This is a genomic window from Olsenella sp. KH3B4 (assembly GCA_900111695.1).
Classification (GTDB): Bacteria; Actinomycetota; Coriobacteriia; order Coriobacteriales; family Atopobiaceae; genus Tractidigestivibacter.
In genome coordinates, this window is the sequence record FOHD01000012.1 from 15,239 (window position 1) to 33,588 (window position 18,350).

17 protein-coding genes and 1 other RNA gene are annotated in these 18,350 nt (G+C 64.1%); all 18 read right to left on the bottom strand.

Features of this window, described 5'->3' with window-relative positions; genetic code table 11:
- Positions 1 to 37 precede the first annotated feature (37 nt).
- The gene (locus BMX94_RS09715) at positions 38 to 796 is read right to left on the bottom strand and encodes a transposase (RefSeq protein ID WP_091005993.1); all 759 of its coding nucleotides are present in this window, start codon (positions 794 to 796) and stop codon (positions 38 to 40) included.
- 154 nt (positions 797 to 950) lie between these two features.
- On the bottom strand, positions 951 to 1,739 hold the full coding sequence (locus tag BMX94_RS09720; protein ID WP_091005995.1) for an amino acid ABC transporter ATP-binding protein: 789 nt from the start codon (positions 1,737 to 1,739) through the stop codon (positions 951 to 953).
- A gap of 1 nt (position 1,740) precedes the next feature.
- Positions 1,741 to 2,943 carry an amino acid ABC transporter permease gene (locus BMX94_RS09725; RefSeq protein ID WP_091005996.1) on the bottom strand — a complete coding sequence of 401 codons (1,203 nt, stop codon included), beginning with the start codon at positions 2,941 to 2,943 and terminating at the stop codon, positions 1,741 to 1,743.
- Between the two features lie 33 nt (positions 2,944 to 2,976).
- Positions 2,977 to 3,927, bottom strand: a complete 951-nt coding sequence (locus BMX94_RS09730) for a transporter substrate-binding domain-containing protein (protein WP_286160086.1) — start codon at positions 3,925 to 3,927, stop codon at positions 2,977 to 2,979.
- Positions 3,928 to 4,193: 266 nt separating this feature from the next.
- Positions 4,194 to 6,638 carry a tRNA (adenosine(37)-N6)-threonylcarbamoyltransferase complex transferase subunit TsaD gene (tsaD, locus tag BMX94_RS09735; protein ID WP_177171412.1) on the bottom strand — a complete coding sequence of 815 codons (2,445 nt, stop codon included), beginning with the start codon at positions 6,636 to 6,638 and terminating at the stop codon, positions 4,194 to 4,196.
- Between the two features lie 210 nt (positions 6,639 to 6,848).
- Positions 6,849 to 7,346: a tRNA (adenosine(37)-N6)-threonylcarbamoyltransferase complex ATPase subunit type 1 TsaE gene (gene tsaE, locus BMX94_RS09740; RefSeq protein ID WP_091006000.1), complete on the bottom strand. Its 498-nt coding sequence runs from the start codon at positions 7,344 to 7,346 to the stop codon at positions 6,849 to 6,851.
- Between the two features lie 2 nt (positions 7,347 to 7,348).
- On the bottom strand, positions 7,349 to 7,966 hold the full coding sequence (locus tag BMX94_RS09745; protein WP_091006097.1) for a uracil-DNA glycosylase: 618 nt from the start codon (positions 7,964 to 7,966) through the stop codon (positions 7,349 to 7,351).
- A gap of 43 nt (positions 7,967 to 8,009) precedes the next feature.
- Positions 8,010 to 9,167, bottom strand: coding sequence for an alanine racemase (gene alr, locus BMX94_RS09750; protein WP_091006002.1), 1,158 nt, complete (start codon positions 9,165 to 9,167; stop codon positions 8,010 to 8,012).
- An 11-nt stretch (positions 9,168 to 9,178) separates the two neighbouring features.
- Positions 9,179 to 10,801 (bottom strand): NAD(P)H-hydrate dehydratase, encoded by a 1,623-nt coding sequence (locus BMX94_RS09755; protein WP_091006012.1) that lies wholly within the window; start codon positions 10,799 to 10,801, stop codon positions 9,179 to 9,181.
- Positions 10,802 to 10,807: 6 nt separating this feature from the next.
- Complete coding sequence (gene acpS / locus BMX94_RS09760; RefSeq protein ID WP_091006013.1) at positions 10,808 to 11,410, bottom strand: holo-ACP synthase; 603 nt, start codon at positions 11,408 to 11,410, stop codon at positions 10,808 to 10,810.
- Positions 11,411 to 11,413: 3 nt separating this feature from the next.
- A complete protein-coding gene (gene glmS, locus BMX94_RS09765; protein WP_091006014.1) occupies positions 11,414 to 13,264 on the bottom strand; it encodes a glutamine--fructose-6-phosphate transaminase (isomerizing) in 1,851 nt (616 codons plus the stop codon).
- A 168-nt stretch (positions 13,265 to 13,432) separates the two neighbouring features.
- A complete protein-coding gene (gene glmM, locus BMX94_RS09770; RefSeq protein WP_091006015.1) occupies positions 13,433 to 14,770 on the bottom strand; it encodes a phosphoglucosamine mutase in 1,338 nt (445 codons plus the stop codon).
- Between the two features lie 192 nt (positions 14,771 to 14,962).
- Positions 14,963 to 15,358 (bottom strand): 30S ribosomal protein S9, encoded by a 396-nt coding sequence (rpsI, locus tag BMX94_RS09775; RefSeq protein ID WP_091006017.1) that lies wholly within the window; start codon positions 15,356 to 15,358, stop codon positions 14,963 to 14,965.
- A 3-nt stretch (positions 15,359 to 15,361) separates the two neighbouring features.
- Positions 15,362 to 15,802, bottom strand: coding sequence for a 50S ribosomal protein L13 (rplM, locus tag BMX94_RS09780; protein WP_091006019.1), 441 nt, complete (start codon positions 15,800 to 15,802; stop codon positions 15,362 to 15,364).
- A gap of 282 nt (positions 15,803 to 16,084) precedes the next feature.
- Positions 16,085 to 16,402 carry a type II toxin-antitoxin system RelE/ParE family toxin gene (locus BMX94_RS09785; RefSeq protein ID WP_091006020.1) on the bottom strand — a complete coding sequence of 106 codons (318 nt, stop codon included), beginning with the start codon at positions 16,400 to 16,402 and terminating at the stop codon, positions 16,085 to 16,087.
- Complete coding sequence (locus BMX94_RS09790) at positions 16,389 to 16,670, bottom strand: AbrB/MazE/SpoVT family DNA-binding domain-containing protein (protein ID WP_091006022.1); 282 nt, start codon at positions 16,668 to 16,670, stop codon at positions 16,389 to 16,391. The genes BMX94_RS09785 and BMX94_RS09790 overlap by 14 nt, the downstream gene beginning before the upstream one ends.
- 56 nt (positions 16,671 to 16,726) lie before the next feature.
- Entirely contained in the window at positions 16,727 to 17,620 is an 894-nt protein-coding gene (locus BMX94_RS09795; protein WP_091006023.1) for a patatin-like phospholipase family protein, read from the bottom strand.
- Between the two features lie 103 nt (positions 17,621 to 17,723).
- Positions 17,724 to 18,095, bottom strand: a transfer-messenger RNA (tmRNA) gene (gene ssrA, locus BMX94_RS09800).
- Positions 18,096 to 18,350: the final 255 nt, after the last annotated feature.

Here is an 18,350-nt window from a genome sequence, read left to right on the forward strand (position 1 = left end):
CCCCGTGAGACAAAGGGACAGTCCCTTTGTCTCATTGCTAACGGCCTGCCCGCGCGACTATGTTCCTCCCGATGCCGGTGAGCCGTTCGATTTGGCGAATGGACAAACCGGCTCTCTTGAGCTCTAAGAGTACCGCATCACGCCTGTCACGCTCGACTGACTTCAAGCGGCTCGGCGGTAAGTCGGCCAGAACTTCGGCGAGAACCCCCGCCGCTGCGTCATCAGGAATACGTGGCCGTAGATTTGGCTGATAGCTGTCGTCTACGGTCTCGTCGAGAGAGAAGCGGACGAACTCGTCCACGCCGCCTAGCATTTCCAATAGCAATCGAGTGTCAGCAAACCTCTGGCCCCAGAGCGACTCCCCAAGATACTCGTGGTAGCTGCTCCACCGATACGAGGCGGCAGAGGCAACCCCGGCCTTACTCGAGTTGTTATGGATGTAGCGCATCGCTTCAAGCAGATACGAGTCGTCCTCTATGGGAAAGCTATGAAACCGCTGCTGGAATACGTGGCCGATATGGCCCGACCTCGTGTTGTACTGCAGCGCATAGGTTGTAGCGACCTTCTGCATTGTGCAGCTCAGCGCTTCGCGAGTGTCCTCCACCAGCAAGTGCACGTGGTTGTCCATAAGACACCATGCCAAAAGCGTGATGTCACCTTCGCGAAAGGAGTCTCTCAGTAGTTCGAGAAACCCCAGGCGGTCGGCGTCGCATTCGAACAGGATTTGTCGTCCGTTCCCCCTAAGGATCACGTGATAAAACCCCGACTCCGACCGCGCACGAGCCGCCCTCGCCATATCTGCCCCCGTCACCGTGAATTGCTGGTGCTGACGGGTATATCCCTTGGATTAAGCCACCACGAGCCTATTCGGCGAGCGCAAAACAATTGTTGACAGCAATCTGCAAGGTTCCGGGAAGGTGGCAATGAGACAAAGGGACTGTCCCTTTGTCTCACAGGTAGCGCGCGAGGAACTCGCGCGTGCGGGGCTTCTCGGGATTGGTGAACATCTTCTCGGGGCTGCCCTTCTCGGCAATCACGCCCTTGTCCATGAAGACAACCTCGTCGGAGACGCTGCGCGCGAACGCCATCTCGTGCGTCACCACGACCATGGTCATGCCCTGCGAGGCAAGGCGGCGCATTACCTCGAGGACCTCGCCAGAAATCTCGGGGTCAAGGGCCGAGGTAGGCTCGTCGAAGAGCATGAGGTCAGGCTTCATGCAGAGCGCGCGGGCAATTGCCACGCGCTGCTTCTGCCCGCCCGAGAGCGTGTTGACGTCGGCTCCGGCAAAGTCCGCGAGACCCACGGAGTCGAGGTTTGCCAGCGCGACCTTCTCGGCCTGCTCCTTGGTCATCTTCTTGAGGGTCACTGGGGCCAGCGTACAGTTGTCCAGCACGTTCATGTTGTTGAACAGGTTAAAGCCCTGGAACACCATGCCGATCTTCTCGCGCAGGGCATTGATGTCAACGTGCTCAGCGGCAAGGTCCTTGCCGTGGAACCACACGTGACCGGCGTCCGGCGTCTCAAGCAGGTTGATGCAGCGCAAGAGCGTCGACTTGCCCGAGCCGGAGGCACCGATGATGGTCACCACCTGGCCGGGCATCACGGTGAGGTCGATGCCGCGCAGGACCACGTTGGCGCCAAAGGACTTCTGCAGCCCCTCAACGCGAACGACGGCCTCACCGGGGTTGGCGGCATCCGTAGCGGCGCCGGTGCCGAGGTTCTTCTCGTCTGTGGCCATGCTACTTCTCGCCTCCTGCCTTCATCTGGTTGGACACGCCCAGCACGGGCTCGGTCTTTGCGTCAAGTCGCTTGGCAAGTTTGCCCAGCAGCCACGACGCCGTTGCCGTCATGATGAGGTAGAAGACCGCGATGACGAGATACGCGTTGAGCTGCTTGTAGTAGATACCAGCGATGGTGGAAGCAGCAAACGCCAGGTCAAACACACCAATTACCGAGAGGACCGAAGAGTCCTTGATGTTGATGACCAGCTCGTTGGAGAGGCCGGGGATGGCGTAGCGGATGCCCTGCGGGAAGACGACCTTGACCATGGCCTGCCACTGCGAGAGGCCAAGCGAGCGCGCGGCCTCCATCTGGCCCTTGTCGACCGACTCGATGCCGCCGCGCAGGACCTCCATCATGTAGGCGGTGGAGTTGAGCGAGATGACCACCAGGCCGGCAATGAAGCGCGACCATACGGCGTTGATTTCGGACACGGACATGCCCGACCCGCTGAACAGGCCAAACCCCGCGTAGTAGATGATGACGCCCTGGACCAGCATAGGGGTGCCGCGCACCACGGTGCTGTAGACCTTGGCAAAGCCCACGCCGACCTTCTTCCAGAAGCGGACAAAGTCGTTGTCGGGGCGGTCGATGTGCTGGATGCGCACGAAGACCAAAAGCATTGCCAGCACGAAGGCGATCGCCGTGCCAAAGACGGCCAGCTCTATGGTCGTGAGAATGCCCTGCAGGTACGTGGCGTAGCCCTGCTGGAACATGTACAGTATCTGCGTGAGCATGTCGTTCTGCGGCATCCCGGCAGACGCCGAGGCGGCCGCCCACGCGCTCGCAAAGCCCATGACCGCGCGGTCGACAAAGAGCACGATGGCCAGCGCCCAGATGACGTAGGAGCCCAGGCGCAGCGTCCGGCGCACGCCGGGCTTAACGAAGGGCGCTACCTGGGCATACGTATTCCAGTGCGTGAGCTTGAAGACAAGCGCCACCGCCGAGAGCACCAGCCACGCGGCCAGCACGTAGTACATCACGAGCTCGGCCGTGAACGCGTGCGCAAGAAAGCTCAGTGCCGGGCGCGGCTGGCTGGAGAGCCACATCCCCACAAACGCGACGGCAGAGGTGCCGAGAAGGACGTAGCGATGGTCTCTGTGCAGCCACGCGGCAAAGCGAGCGCGCCGGGTCGACGCCGAAATTGATGGTGCATCTGACATGTTCTTGCTTCTCCCTGCTGTGTGGGGCGTCCGCTAGGCGGGCTGACGATCCATGCAGTCATCCCACATGCTCTGGCGCTCGTCCGCCGAGATGCCGTCGATGACCTCGTTGATCTTGGCGAGAACCGCGTCCTGGCCCTTGGCGATGGCGGCGTTGTCGGGGTTGGAGGCGTCCGTGAAGCCCTCACCGTCGGCAAGGTCAACCTTCTTGAGGGTTGGGTAGTCCTTGAGCAGGCGCGGCAGCGAGAGGGACGAGAAGGTGATGGCGTCGCAGGTGCCGTTCATGAGGCCGTCGACCACCAGTGGCACCGTGGCGACCGGCGTGAGGTGGTTGACGTTGGGGATCTGGTCGATGAGGTCGTCGTAGAAGGTGTCCTTCTGGCCCAGGACCGAGGCGCCGGAGAAGTCCGAGAGCTTGGTGGCGTTGGCATACGGCGAGCCCTGCTTGACGACCATGATGACCTCGTCGTCGATGTAGGAGTCGGAGAAGTCCGCGGACTGGGCGCGCTCGTCCGTGACGGACATGCCGGCGCAGATGATGTCGATCTGGCCGTTGACCAGCGAGTCAACCAGGCTGCCAAACTCCATCTTCACCGCGACGGGCTCCATGCCCAGGGCGTCGGCAATCTTCTTGGCCACCTGCACGTCATAGCCGTCGGCATAGGCGCCATCGACGTTCTCGATAGGGATGGTGGTGTCGCTCGCCGAGGACTCCTGCCAGTTGTAGGGGGCGTAGGCGGCCTCCATGCCCACGCGCAGGGTCTTTCCGTCGCCGAGCTTGAGCGAGTCGGACGACGAGGAGTCACTGCTGGTGGAGGTGGTGGATGACGAGGAGCTAGCGGAGGCATCGCTCGACTGGGCGGCAGGACCGCAGGCCGTGAGGACGGTCATCCCTCCAACGGTGAGGGCCGTGATGCCCGAGGCCCTGAGAAAGTCTCGACGAGAAAATGTGCCAGACACGTGCTGGATGGGATACTTCTTCATGGTGGTCCTCCCTGGACAATCCCCGCTGTTCCCCTTTCGCGCGACGCAACCGGAGGGGACCCATTCCCCTCCCCCTTGCAAGCGAGACGCGCCCACGCGACCCGATGCGAGAAAGTTACGCGCACACGGCAACGATACTCTTCTGGCCGCGACGTGCTCCGATAGTCACAGTGAGGTAACAATGCGTAACGCTGCGAGAAAAGCGAATAATTTGATGTTTGATGCCGCTTGCGGGACGCATGAGACAAAGGGACTGTCCCTTTGTCTCACCAGCTGGGCGGGACGGGCGCGTCGGTCGTGGACCAGGTGCCGAGAGGAGCGTTGGGATCCGCGTCGAGCGTGAGCGGCGCGAAGTTGCGCGCGCGATAGCTTCTCAGTGCTGCAACGCTGATCATGGCCGCATTGTCGCCGCACGCGCGCATGGGCGGAACGGTCACGCGCACGCCGCGCTTGCCAAAGGCCTCGTGGTACGCCTCACGTAGCTGCGGATTTGCCGCGACGCCACCACCGACGCAGAAGTCCGAGACGCCCGTCTGCTCGACTGCCGTCACGGCCTTTGCCACCTGCACGTCGATGACGGCCGCCTCGAAGGAGGCCGCGAGGTCGGGCAGGTCGATGGGCCGGCCGGCGCGGTTCTCACCCTCGATGTAGGTGATTACGGCCGTCTTAAGGCCGGAGAGCGAGAACTGATAGTCGCCACTGTGCATCATGGCGCGCGGGAAATGGATCGCGCGCGGGTTGCCCTTTGCGGCAAGCCTACTGATGACCGGGCCACCGGGGTACCCCAGGCCAAGCGCCTTGGCTACCTTGTCGAAGGCCTCGCCCACGGCGTCGTCGATGGTGGTGCCCAGAATCTGGTAGTCGCCCCATCCACGCACGTACACCAGCATGGTGTTGCCTCCAGAGACAAGGCTCGCCACAAAGGGCGGCTTCAGGTCCGGCGTCTCGAAGAGGTTGGCGAGAAGGTGCCCCTCAAGGTGGTGCACGGCGATGAGCGGCAGGCCGGTGGCAGCGCAGAGGCCCTTGGCAAACGCGACGCCCACCACGAGCGCTCCCACAAGGCCGGGACCAGCGGTTACGCCAACGGCAGAGAGGTCCGCCGCGGTGAGGGTGTCGCAGCCAAAGTGCGCGCCCGCCTGGGCCATGGCCTCCTCGTAGACGCCCACGATTGCCTCGACGTGCTTGCGGCTGGCAATCTCGGGCACGACGCCGCCAAAGCGGGCATGGAAGTCAATCGAGGTGGCAACCACGCTCGAGCACACGGTACCGTGGGAGTCCACCACCGCGATCGCGGTCTCGTCGCATGAGGACTCAATCGAGAGGACCAGGTCGCCGGCGGCGGCCAGCGCCTCCTTGCATGCGGCATCGCGCGGGCCGGCGAGGATGGGCCACGGACGGATAGAGGCGTGCGGCTCGGGGCGCTTGCCCAGCGCTTCCACATCACCCGCGAGCGGCAGTTCTGCACGCAGAATGAGGGCATCGTGGCCCGGCGCGTAGTAGCCCGGACGGCGACCGACCTCAACGAAGCCCAGGTGGTCGTAGGTAGCCCTCGCCGGCTCGTTCTTCTCGTCCACCTCGAGCGAAGCGGTCTTTGCGTTGAGGACGTGCGCGTCGTAGCACAGCCGCGCCACCAGGCGAGAGGCCACTCCCTGGCGGCGGTGCCCCTCCTCCACGGCAACGTCGCAGATCTCAAAGTCGTCTCCAGCCATCATGCCGCCGGCAAAGCCAGTGATGCGGCCCAGGTCGTGCGCCACCCACCAGCTGCGACCCGGCTGCGAGAGCTCCTCGTAGAAGAGCTTCTCGGTCCAAGGCGTATGGGAGGAACCCGAGAATGCCGTGGCCTCGAGCGCAGCGACGGCGGGCAGGTCATTCACTGACATGGGTCGCAGCTGCAGATGCCTGTCGGCCAGCGCGTCGTCCACGCCCGTGACCGCCACGCTTGCGGGCGCCTTGAGCCCAAGGCGCTTGCGCTCGTTCTCCTCGGCGTCCGAGAGGCGCGTGTAGATAGGGAGCACCAGCGCCGGGTCGCCGGAGTCGAGGGGCTGCGCGGCAGCGGCAAGCGCCAGGCCCTCGCCCGTGGGATACCACAGGGCCTCGTCCAAGATGTTTGCGAAACCGGCAACCTCGAAGCGCGCACGATACTTCTTGAGCCCGTTGCCCGTAAGGACGAGCTGGGACGCATCCCCGCGCGCCGACCATGCAGCCACGCACTCGTCGGCCTTGCAGACGGTCTCGGTGGCAAAGGTGCGGTGGGCGCCAGCGTCATCCAGCTGGTAGATGCCGGGGTAGACCTCCCCGCGCATCGCGTCGTCGGCCACGGCGAGAAGCCCGCGCACGCCCGCCTGCCACGCGCCCCACGCCGTCGCGTCAAGAACGGAGACGCCGTGGAGCGGCTTGGAGAGGCCGCACGAGAGGCCCTTGGCCGTAGCGATGCCAATGCGCACGCCCGTGAAGCTGCCGGGACCGCGACCAACAAGAACGCGGTCGAGCTCAGCCATAGTGTGGCCGCAGTCCTCCAGGGCCGCAAGGGCCGTTGAGACAAGCTCGACGTTGGCCTGGCGACGGCACATGTGGTCGCGCGCGGCAAGGACGCGCGGGGTCGAGCCGGGCTCCCAGGACACCACCGCACACGCAAGCATGTCGGTGGACGTATCGATGGCAAGGGCAAGGCCGTTGGTGTTGGTATCGCTCGTCTTGGTTTCGCTCGTCATTCTCATCTGGCTCCTGCAACGTGGCATTATCACGAGGGATAGTGTAGCGCGGGCGATGGAGGCGGGCGTCGGCGGGCGCCGCGCCACTCCCAGAGCACACGCGATTCTCGCCGGGAGCTGTTGAGAAGGAATTCGACGAAATCGACTGCCTGAACGCCGTTATGTGTACAAAAACGGCGGAACAGTGCCTCTGCGGAGAAGCAGCCCCGTCTACGCCGCGGCCGCCACCAATGCGTCGACCAGCTCCTCGCCGCGGGCGTCGTGCGCAACAAAACGCACCTCGCGCGGGGGCTCCTCCCCCGGAGCCGCCTCGGCATCCAGCCGCGTGACGAACACGTCCACACGTGCGTCGCCAATCTCATCGGCAAACTGCTCGCCCCACTCGATCACGCAGACGCCATCGGCGCCAAGCACGTCAAAGAGGCCCGTGTCCTCGAGTTGCTCGGCACGGTCAAGCCGATAGAGGTCAAAGTGGTCGAGGTCCATCTCGCGCCCGTGGTAGACCATCTCGATGGTGAAGGTGGGGCTTGTGACGTCCGCCGTCACGCCCATGCCAGCTGCGATACCTTTGGTGAGCTGGGTCTTTCCTGCACCCAGGTCTCCCGTGAGCACCAGCACGTCGCCCTCGTGGAGAACACCGCCCAGCACGCGCCCAAGGGCGATTGTCTCCTCCTGTGACGCGGTCTTAAACGACGCCTCTCGTGCCACGACTACTCCTTCCCCGGCCCGGGCGGGTTGTCCCGCAGCCACTGGCCCACCATTGCAAGGTCGCTCTCGAGAAGCGGCTGCCAGTCCGAGTGGTAGATGCAGGCCGCCGGGTGAAACGTGGGGCACACCACAAAGTGCCCGGTCTGGTAGAGCTTTCCCCGCAGCGACGTGACGCCCGCCTCGGTGCGCAGCACAAACTGAGAAGCAAAGTTCCCCAGGCAGACAAGGACGTCCGGCCACACGGAGCGAATCTGCTCGCGCAGGAAGGGCGAGCAGGCAGCAATCTCCTCTGGCTTGGGGTTGCGGTTTCCGGGCGGACGGCACTTCACCACGTTGGCAATGTAGATCTGGTCACGGGTGAGACCAGCCACCGAGAGGAGCGAATCAAGCTTGTGGCCTGCGGCCCCCACGAAGGGCTCGCCCTGCAGGTCCTCGTTGCGACCTGGGCCCTCGCCCACGAACATCACGCGCGCGTTGGGGTTTCCCACGCCAAACACAAGGTTGGTGCGGGTCTGTCCAAGGGGACAGAGCTGGCAGTTGCCCATGACGGAGCGAATCTCCTCGAGCGTGACCTCCTGTGGTCCCTGGTGCTCGTGGCCGGGGATGTGCATCACCGACATCTCTTCATCGCCCTCCAAGAGGCTGGCGCGCTCACGCCGACGCCTAGACATAGACCTTCTCGAGACGCATGCCAAAGTCGCACACAACCTCGTAGTTGATGGTGTCGCGAAGCTTGGCCATCTCGTCGGCGCTAATCTCCTCGTCGCCGTCGCGGCCAATGACGGTGACCACATCGCCCATCTCGACAGGCTTGGCGGGACGGTACGCGCGGGCGTTATTCACGTCCACCGCAAACATAAACTGGTCCATGCAGATGCGGCCCACCTGACGGCAGCGCGCGCCATTCACGATAACGTCCATGCTGTTTGAGAGCGTGCGGGCAAGGCCGTCGGCATAGCCGATGGGCACGGTGGCAACCTGCATGTTCTGCTTGGGAACGCGCCACGTGAGGCCGTAGCCCACGCCGTCGCCCACGCTCGGGTAGATGGCTCGGGTAACGCGGCCGCGCACGCTCATGACCGGCTCGAGCTGAATGCGCGGGGCCGTGGTCTCGGCCGGCTGCAGGCCGTAGAGCCCAATGCCCACGCGGCACATGTCGTACTGGCACTCGGGATGCAAGACCGTGCCCGGCGTGTTGTCACAGTGGACAAGGCCGGTCTCCAGACCCGCCTCGCGCACGATCTGGACGGCCTCGTTGAATCGGTTGAGCTGCAGCGCAAAGTCCCAGTCGTCGATGGCGTCGGCAGTCGCGAAGTGCGTGAACATGCCCGCGCACTCAAGCCCACGGTGAAAGTCGATGGTGCGCCTGAGCTCGAGCACGTCCTCGCGGCGCACGCCAATGCGCGTCATGCCGGTATCGACGGCCAGGTGGTAGCGGGCCACCTTGCCGGATGCCGCCGCGCACTCGCCCAGCGCGAGGGCGAACTCGGACGTGTAGACAGAGGGCATGATGTCGTAGTCCACGAGCGTCTGCACGCACTCCATGGGCGGCTCGGAGAGCAGAAGGATGGGCCACTCGATGCCCGCCTTGCGAAGTCTCACGCCCTCTTCCACGGTGGCTACGGCAAACTGGTCCGCTCCGGCGGAGTGCATGGCACGTACGCAGCGCTCGGCGCCATGGCCGTAGGCGTCTGACTTCACGACGCACATCATCTTCACGCCAGGTGCGAGAAGCGCCTTGAACTTGCGCGTATTCCGCTTGAGGGCAGAGAGGTCAATCTCGACCCATGACCACCTGTCCGCAGGGCTCTGAACTGCCATGCCTTCGCTCCCTAGTTGTTCTCGTCGCCGTTGTCGGCATCGGGGAAGCTCACGCGCTCCCCCAGAGCGTCATCTGCAATGCCCAGCTCGTCGATGATGTCCGAGGCCATGACACCCCTCGACCCCATGCGCTCCATGGCAAGCGTGGCCGCATAGCCGTGGAGCTCGCAGGAGAGGGCGCAGAGCAGGGGCAGGTTGTCCACGCGCCCGTAGGTCTGCGCGAGCTTGGAGGCTATGATGCCGCCCAGAACGTCACCCGAGCCCGCCGTGGCAAGTGCCGCAGGGCCGGGCTTGGGGAGAATTGCCTGCTCAACGCCCACGCAGCCGGTTGCGGTACCCTTGGTGACCACAACCAGCTCAGAGCCGCCGTCAGACCACGCGATCTTGCGCGCGTCCTCGAGCTGGTCCACCAAAGAGGCGGGCGGGTTGTCCTCCCTGCCCACCAGACGACCAAGCTCGCGGCGATGCGGGGTAAGCACGAGCGGCGAATTCCTGCGCAGGATCTCCGGGAAATCCTGCAGTTTGCCCGAGGTGAGACGAGCAATGCAGTTGAGCGCGTCTGCATCGAGAACTAGCGGGACCGAGGTGGCGAGAAGTGCCGAGACAACGGCCACGGTGCCGCCGGATACACGCATGCCAGGACCGGCGAGAACTGCCGAGCGCTTCTCGGCCAGCTTTGTGAGCAGGGGCGCGGCATCCTTAGAGATGGTGCCGTCCTCGTCGCAGGGAAGCCCCACCACGGGAATCTCGAGCACATGGGCCTGCACCTGCGGCACGATGCATGCCGGCACGGCAAGCGTGACATAGCCAGCGCCCGCACGAGCGGCGGCGCGAGCGGCCAGGATGGGGGCGCCAACATAGCGAGAGGACCCGCCCACAACCATTACCGAGCCACGGGAGAACTTGTCGACCGCCGTGGTGGGCGGCACCATCACGTCAAGGTAGTCCTCGAGGTCGGCCCGCCAGGCCACCGGATCTGCCTCGACCACGATCTGCTCGGTCTGCTCGGCAAGCGGCGCCACCACAATGGAGCCGCACACGTCGCGACCGTCGTCGGCGAGAAGGCCAGGCTTCAGGCACAGCATGGTAACCGTGAGGTCCGCAACCACGCAGGCGCCGGGAGCATGCCCCGTCTGCGCCGAAAGGCCGCTGGGCACGTCCACGGCAACCACGCGCACACCCGAGCTGTTCACGCAGTCGATCCAGATGTCGAACGGCGCGCGGACGTCTCCGTGGAAGCCCGTGCCCAACATGCAGTCGAGCGCCACGTCGGAGGCCGAGAGAAGCCCCTCGAGCTCGTCGCGAGACGGCCCCACCAGCGTCGAGACCCCCGCACGCACGGCGCGCTGCGCAACCTGGCGCGCCAGGTCCCCAGAGAGCTGGTCGGGCTCGACAGGCGTGACCACCTTGACGTTCACGCCGCGGGCGAGCAGGGCCTCGGCGGCAACCCAGCCGTCTCCCCCGTTGTTGCCCATGCCGGCGAGAACCACGGCATTCTGAACGTCGCCCAGGGCAAGGGCCTCCTGGGCGGCGGCACATCCGGCGCGGTGCATGAGCTCGGAGATGCTCACGCCCGCGCGGGTGAGCACGACCTCGACGCGTTTGACATCTTCGACGTTGAGTACGGGCTGCATATCGTTCTACTCCTTGGCTGGCTCTACCGGCACAGATGCATCCGTGGCTCCCCCGGCATCGCCTTCCTCTTGTGTCATCTGCGTGTCGGCGACGGAACTTTCTGCCGGCACGTCAGCCATTATCCCATCTTGCGCACGCTCGAGCTCGTCCAACACAGAACGCGCTTCTCGAAACGAGGCCGCAAGCTCGCGCTCTGGGTCGGGCTTGTCGTCTGGCTGGGGACGCACCTCGTCCGTCACGGCCACGGCGTTGGCAACGGCCACCTCTCGCGTGTGGGAGAGCGAGAGCGCCACCTCACGCACACCGCCCTCGCGGGCAATCTGGGCGGCACGACCGGTGAGCAGCGCACGGGGCCTCCCCTGTGCGTCCATGGTCACCGAGACGTCAGAGAAGCCCACGCCGTTCGAGAAACCCGTGCCCAGCGCCTTGACCACGGCTTCGCGCGCCGCAAACCGGGCGGCGTAGTGCTCGGCAGGCCGGGCGCAGGCGTCGCAGTAGGCGCGCTCCTCGTCGGTGAACACACGACGCAGGAACGACGACCTCCGACGCATGGCACGCTCCATGCGGGCGATCTCGAGCATGTCGACGCCAATGCCAGCCAAGGCCATGTGCTACTCCACCGTGACAGACTTTGCGAGGTTCCTGGGCTTGTCCACGTCGCAGCCGCGCGAGCGGGCAACGTAGCGCGCAAGCACCTGCAGGTGCACGACGGCAACGATGGGGACGAGAAGCTCGTCCTCCACGGGCGGAATCCACAGCACATGCTCGCAGAGCGAGGCAACGGACTCGTCGCCGTCGGTGGCAACGGCCACGCAGGTTGCACCGCGGGCGATGACCTCCTGGATGTTTGACACGGTCTTGTCGTGCACGCGATCCTCGGGGACGATCGCCACCACCGGGAAGCCAGGCTCGAGCAGGGCAATGGGGCCGTGCTTCATCTCGCCGGCCGGGTAGGCCTCGGCGTGCAGGTAGCTAATCTCCTTGAGCTTGAGGGCGCCCTCGTAGGCGGTGGTGGAGTTGACGCCACGGCCGAGGAAGAGCGCGGAGTGGGCGCGGCGGAAGACGGCCGCCGCCTGCTTGTCCTGCCAGGCACGGGAGAGAACCGTGCGGATAAGATCGGGCAGCGTGGCGAGGTCCGCATAGTGGCCGCCCACCTCGGTGGCGTCCATATGGCCGTTGGCCTGTGCGAGGCGCAGCGCAAAGAGCGCGCACGCCACCATCTGGGCCGTGTAGGCCTTGGTCGAGCACACGCAGACCTCCGGGCCGGCCTGCACGTAGAGGACGCCGTCGGACTCACGCGCGGCAGAGGATCCCAGCACGTTGGTCACGGCGAAGACCTTGCAGCCCAGGCCCTTCATACGGCGCGCCGCGGTGAGGGTGTCGGCCGTCTCGCCGGACTGCGTGATGATCATGCAGAGCGTGTGCTCGGTGATAAGGACGTCCTGCTCGTAGTTGAACTCGGAGGCGTACTCGCACACAACCGGGACATGCGCCCAGGTCTGGATGAGGGTTCGCGCAATGAGCCCCACGTGGTAGGAGGTGCCGCAGGCGATGATGAAGATGCGGTCCACGGCCGCAAGGTCCTCCTCGCTCATGCGAAGCTCGTCGAGAAGGATGCCCTTCTCGCCCAGGCGACCCTTGAGCAAGCGCTCGATGGCCTCGGGCTGCTCGGCGATCTCCTTCTCCATGAAGTCGGCGTAGCCGCCCAGCGTTGCGGCCGAAGCGTCCCAGTCGATGTCGAAGGTGCTGGGGTGCTCGACCGTGGTGCCCTCGGCGTCGTAGACGGTGACCTTGCCGGACTGCTCGAGGAGCGCAACCTGGCCGTTCTCGAGCTGGATGACGTGAGAGGTCACGCTTGCGAGCGGCGTGACGTCGGAGGCGGCGTAGGCGCCATCGGGCGTGGAGGCAACCACGAGCGGCGAGCCATTGCGCGCAACCACAAGCTGGCCAGGGGCATCGGCGCATACCACGGCGAGCGCCCAGGAGCCCTCAAGGCGGCTCACGGCGTTGCTCACGGCTGCGACGAGGTCGCCCTTGCAGGGACCGGACCAGGCGTCCTCCACGAGGTGCGCCACGACCTCGGAGTCGGTGTCGGACGCAAAGGTATGGCCATTGCGCGCCAGGTAGCTGCGGAGCTCGCGGTAGTTCTCGATGATGCCGTTGTGGACAATGGCGATGCGACCCGTGCAGTCAAGGTGCGGGTGGGCGTTCTTGTCGGTGGGGGCGCCGTGCGTGGCCCAGCGCGTGTGCGCGATGCCCGTGGTGCCCGTAAGGTTTGCGGTCTTGCAGCGGTCAGCAAGGACCGAGACGCGTCCGGCGCACTTCACGCCGTGGAGCTCGCCGTCAGGCGAGAGCACCTCGACGCCAGCCGAGTCGTAGCCGCGGTACTCGAGCGTCGCCAGCCCGTCCAGAAGGAACTGGGCGGCCTGCTTCTTGCCGGTGTATCCCACGATTCCGCACATGATTGCCCCCTTGTACGCACATTTTGGTTAGCTTCGTATTTGCGCCGGCACGGCGCACGTTGCATAGAGTCTATCAGCCACGGGTGGAGTCCCGCGGCCCAACTGGTATCGGCGAAGAGAAACCACGCCGTCATGCCAGTGCGCGACGGCGTGGTTGAGTGAGAACCGCTACTCCTTGAACGGCTCGAGCGCCTTGAGGACGATGGCGTTTGCCTCCTGGCACAGCCGCTCCTCCGGGGCCTCCGCAAGCACGCGAACCAGGGGCTCGGTGCCCGAGGCACGCACCAGCACGCGGCCGTTGCCCTCGAGGAACTTCTCCGCCTCGGCCACGGCTTCCTTGACCTCGGGCGCCGCCATGGTCGCGTCCTTGTCGGCAACACGCACGTTCACGAGCTGCTGCGGGTAGAGCGTGACGGGACGCGTGAGCTCGGAGAGCTTCTCGCGCTCGGCACGCAGAACCTCCATGATGCGCAGGCTCGTCATGATGCCGTCGCCGGTCTTCTCGAGGTCGCCAAAGATGATGTGACCGGACTGCTCGCCACCCAGGGTGTAGCCGTGCTCCATCATGCAGGCCCACACGTTCTTGTCGCCCACCGCGGTCTTCTCGTAGGAAAGGCCGGCGGCGTCGAGCGCCTTGAAGAAGCCGAAGTTGCTCATAACGGTAGGCACCACGGTGTTCTTGGCGAGACGACCGTGCTTTGCCATGTAGGTGCCGCACACGTAGAGGATCAGGTCGCCGTCGACCAGACGGCCGCGCTCGTCAACGGCAAGGCAGCGGTCGGCGTCGCCATCGTACGCGAAGCCAACGTCGAGCCCGTTGCGAACGACGAAGTCCTGCAGGCGCTGGATGTGGGTGGAGCCGCAGTCGACGTTGATGTTGAAGCCGTTGGGGGCATTGTTGATGACGTGGGTCTCGGCGCCCATAGCGTCGAAGACCGGGCGCGCAACGCTGGAGGCAGCACCGTTTGCGCAGTCCAGGCCCACCTTGACGCCCTGCATGGAGAAGCCGCACGAGGAAATGAGGTGCGCGATGTAGCGGTTGCGCCCCTGCATGTAGTCAACGGTGCAGCCAATGGCGTCGCCGGTGGCGAGAGGAACCTCGAGCTTATCGTCGATATAGTCCTCGACCTGCTCGAGGACGTCCTCGTCCATCTTGTAACCCTCGCGGTTCACGAGCTTGATGCCGTTGTCCGTGAAGGGGTTGTGGCTCGCGGTGATCATGACACCGCAGTCAAAGCCGCCGTCGAGAACCTCGTACGAGACGCCCGGCGTGGGGATGACGTGCAGCATGTAGGCGTCGGCGCCACTCGCAACCAGGCCGGCGACCAGCGCAGACTCAAACATGTAGCTCGAGCGACGGGTGTCCTTGCCAATGAGCACGCGCGCCTTGGCGCCGCGGCGCGCACCGTAGTACCAGCCCACGAAGCGGCCGATCTTGTACGCGTGATCAACGTTGAGGCCCTCGTTGGCCCTACCCCTAAAGCCGTCGGTTCCGAAGTACTTCATTTCTCGCTCCTTGTTTCGGGATAACGGTTATCCACAGTAATCGCAATTCTACCAGTTGCCTGTGGGGGCACTGTGGCGGGCTCCCACTTCAGCGGCGGCCCCTCATTCCTTTGAGGAATGGACACCTCGTACAAAAAAATCGGGACCCGCAACATGTGCGAGTCCCGATAAGGGGCAACGTAGCGAGAAAGCCTAGCGCTTCGAGAACTGCGGGCGCTTGCGGGCCTTCTTGAGGCCGTACTTCTTGCGCTCGACGGCACGGGAGTCGCGGGTGAGGAAGCCAGCCTTCTTGAGCTCCTCGCGGTACTCGCCGGCCTGGAGCAGCGCGCGGGCGATGCCAAGGCGCAGAGCGCCGGACTGGCCATTGATGCCGCCGCCATCGCAACGCGCAAGGACGTCGAAGGACTCGGCGGTCTCGGTCAGACGGAGGGGTGCAGCGGCGTTGTCAACGAGCTGCTGACGGCCAAAGTACTGCGCAGCGTCGCGGCCGTTGACGACGATCTTGCCAGTGCCGGGAACGAGGCGGACGCGAGCGACAGCCTCCTTACGACGGCCGGTGCCGGTATAAACAACGGTGTTCTCAGCCATCGGTTAAGCCTCCACATCGATCTTGACGGGGTTCTGAGCGGCGTGCGGGTGCTCGGGGCCAGCGTAGACCTTGAGCTTCATGCCCTGCTTGCGACCAAGGGTGGTCTTGGGGAGCATGCCCTTGACGGCGTGCTCGATCACGCGCTCGGGGTGCTTGGCCATGGCCTCCTTGAAGGACTCGGCCTTGAGTCCGCCGAGGTAGCCGGAGTAGCGCCAGTAGGACTTGGTGTTTGCCTTGTTGCCGGTAAGGACAACCTTGTCGGCGTTGATGACAATCACAAAGTCACCGGTGTCCGCATTGGGGGTGTACTGGGGCTTGTTCTTGCCACGGAGAATCATGGCCGCCTGGGTCGCGAGGCGACCGAGCGTCATGCCGTCGGCGTCGATGAGCACCCACTTGCGCTCGACTTCGCCCGTCTTGGCGAACTGAGTCGACTTCTTCACTTGACTCCTCCTACACACATCTTGGATGGCTGCCTCTGGACAGGCCGCCGTGCTTTTTCGAAACAGAGGTTACGGGGCTCTGGGTGGAAAAGCCTTAAAAGTATACAGCCGCAAGCGCCCCGTTTTGCGAGCTTTTTTTCCACACAATTCTGACAAGCGAGAAGGGCAACACAAAGCTAGAGACTGTAACATAAGCCCCATACTGGATGGGCACCTGCGTACAGACCAGGCCATCATCGCAATTAGTGAAACCCCTGGGCTATCCGATCCCAAAGACCTCTCTTACTCCGAACTGCCCAAAATACGATAACGCCAGTTTGTCGAGAGGTAGTAGAGGCGAAGAAGGGTCACCAAGTTATTGGCTTCGTCGACTTTGTACACGACGATAAACACACCTAGCTGACGCCATCGCAGGCCCGAATCGCCGATGAGGGGGCCGTGCCCAGGCAGCCTGGACACCAGCTCCAGAAAAGAATCGTACTTCTCAAGAAAACGAGCGGCACTCTTTTTGCCTGACTGCGTCTCGTAGTAGGTCACCGCCTCCTCAATGTCATCGGCAAAGGCATTCGCAACCACCACTTTGTAGTTATTGGAGCTCATGTCGTTCTCTTAGCTCTTGAGACAGTTCACGGGCGTCGCGCGTCCTCCCGCTCGCCACGTCAGACATAGCAAGCTCGACCCCATCCCAAAACTCCTCCTGAGAAGAAACCACATTCGGCACAGGCGGCTCAGACGAGAGCGTTGCGTGATCGCCGTCGAGCCGCCACCACACGCGTGCCTCATCGCCAATACCCAAGGCGGCGCGAATCTCTTTCGGGATGGTTGTCTGGCCACCTTTTGTGAGTTTAGTAGTCATGGTCAAGGCCACTGCAACCTCCCGTCAATGTCTTCATTGAATTCAATGATAGCGCAGAACGAGCGCCCCTACAGGAACGCGCGAATCTCGTCGAGGTGGCTCGTAGCCTCCTGGCGCCCCTGCAGGTAGAGGCGCAGGAGCGGCTCGCCGTTATGCTCGGAGGTGCGAATGGTCACGGGCTCGGGGGGCCTCAGCACCAGGGCGCGACCCTCGGCCTCTAGACTCGCAAGCTCTTCTCGCTGCGCGTTATAGCGGTCGGCACGTGTGGCCAGGGCCTTCTCGTAGTAGGGATAGGCGTCATAGCGGTGGGTTCTTAGGATGGCACGCTCGGTCGCGCCGTCCTTGATGTAGGTGCGGTCCTGCGTGAGCACCACGAGCGCGCGGTCTGCGGGCTCAGCGCCTGGAACCTCGGGCGCGCCGTCAAGGCCCATCGCGACCGCGAAGGGGATGGAGTCCGTAGTGCCGCCGTCGAGGTAGCGATGCCCCTCTATCTCGACCATCGTCGAAACGCCCGGCAAAGACGCCGACGCTCGGGCCTTTGTGGCGTCGAGCTTCTCGCCTTCCACATGCAGATAGGTCGGCGCGCCAAACAGCACATCGGACGCCACAAAGTACATGGGGGTGAGGTCCTTGTCGAAAACGTCCAGGTCACAGGGGTCAATGTGGTTCTGGACCTCGTCGTACATGAAGTCGGTTCCGGCAAGGTTTCCCGTACGCACGAGCGAGAGGAGCGACATCATGCGGGGGTCGTCGCGAAAGGCAAGCATGATGCGCATGGTGCGGCCAATTTGGTGCGAGCGATAGCTCACGGCGTTGAGCGCGCCAGCCGAGACGCCCCACACGCTCTTGAAGGAGCTGGTGTAGATGCCGTTCTCGAGAAGGACGTCGAGAACGCCGGCCGTGAAGATGCCCCTGTAACCGCCGCCCTCGAGCACGAGGGCGGGCTTGTCGCTGCTGCCCATAGACCGCCTCCGAATACGTACCGTCACGTTGCCGCGCACGTCGCGGCTACCCAACTATACAAAAAGCGCCGAGCCCTATTGTGGGGCTCGGCGCCTACGCTTTTGGTGGAGGTGCGGAGAATCGAACTCCGGTCCAAAGCACGTCCCTGACAGGTGTCTCCAGGCTCAGCTGCCGGTTGAGTCTTGGAGGCCGCGCACCCGGTAGCCCGCGCTTGGCCTCCCAGCCGGTTTGGTCTTAGCGCGCGGCATACCGACTACACCCGCGCGAGCGTCTCCCTAGAATGACGCCGCCCCGGGAGCGGGAGAAACCCCCGGTTTGACGCGCTGGTTAGTTAAGACTAAGCAGCGAGAGCCAGCTGAGGCTCAAAAGAAGAGTTGTCGTCAATTCAATTTGACGGTTCCCCTGTTTTACGTGGCGAGGAGACCACGGCCTGCTGCCCATCTCAGATGCACCCTGTCGAAACCAGTCACCCCCAGAGATGGAATGGGGACGCTGCCACCATACGCGTTGTCAAAGAGCTGCGGCACCGGGCCGCATGCCATAGTCTACCCAAAACGTGGACGATCCGACGCGGGCCTTTGTCTCACCATCCGACGCGGGGCTCCACCGGCCTTCGCCCTGGCCAAATTATTGCACGATTTTTCTTTCTCTTAGGTTGTTTTCCCAGTTGATGGAAAATACGCTCTCCAAAACGCGCAATAACTAGTGGCGGTGACTCGTCAGAGGAGG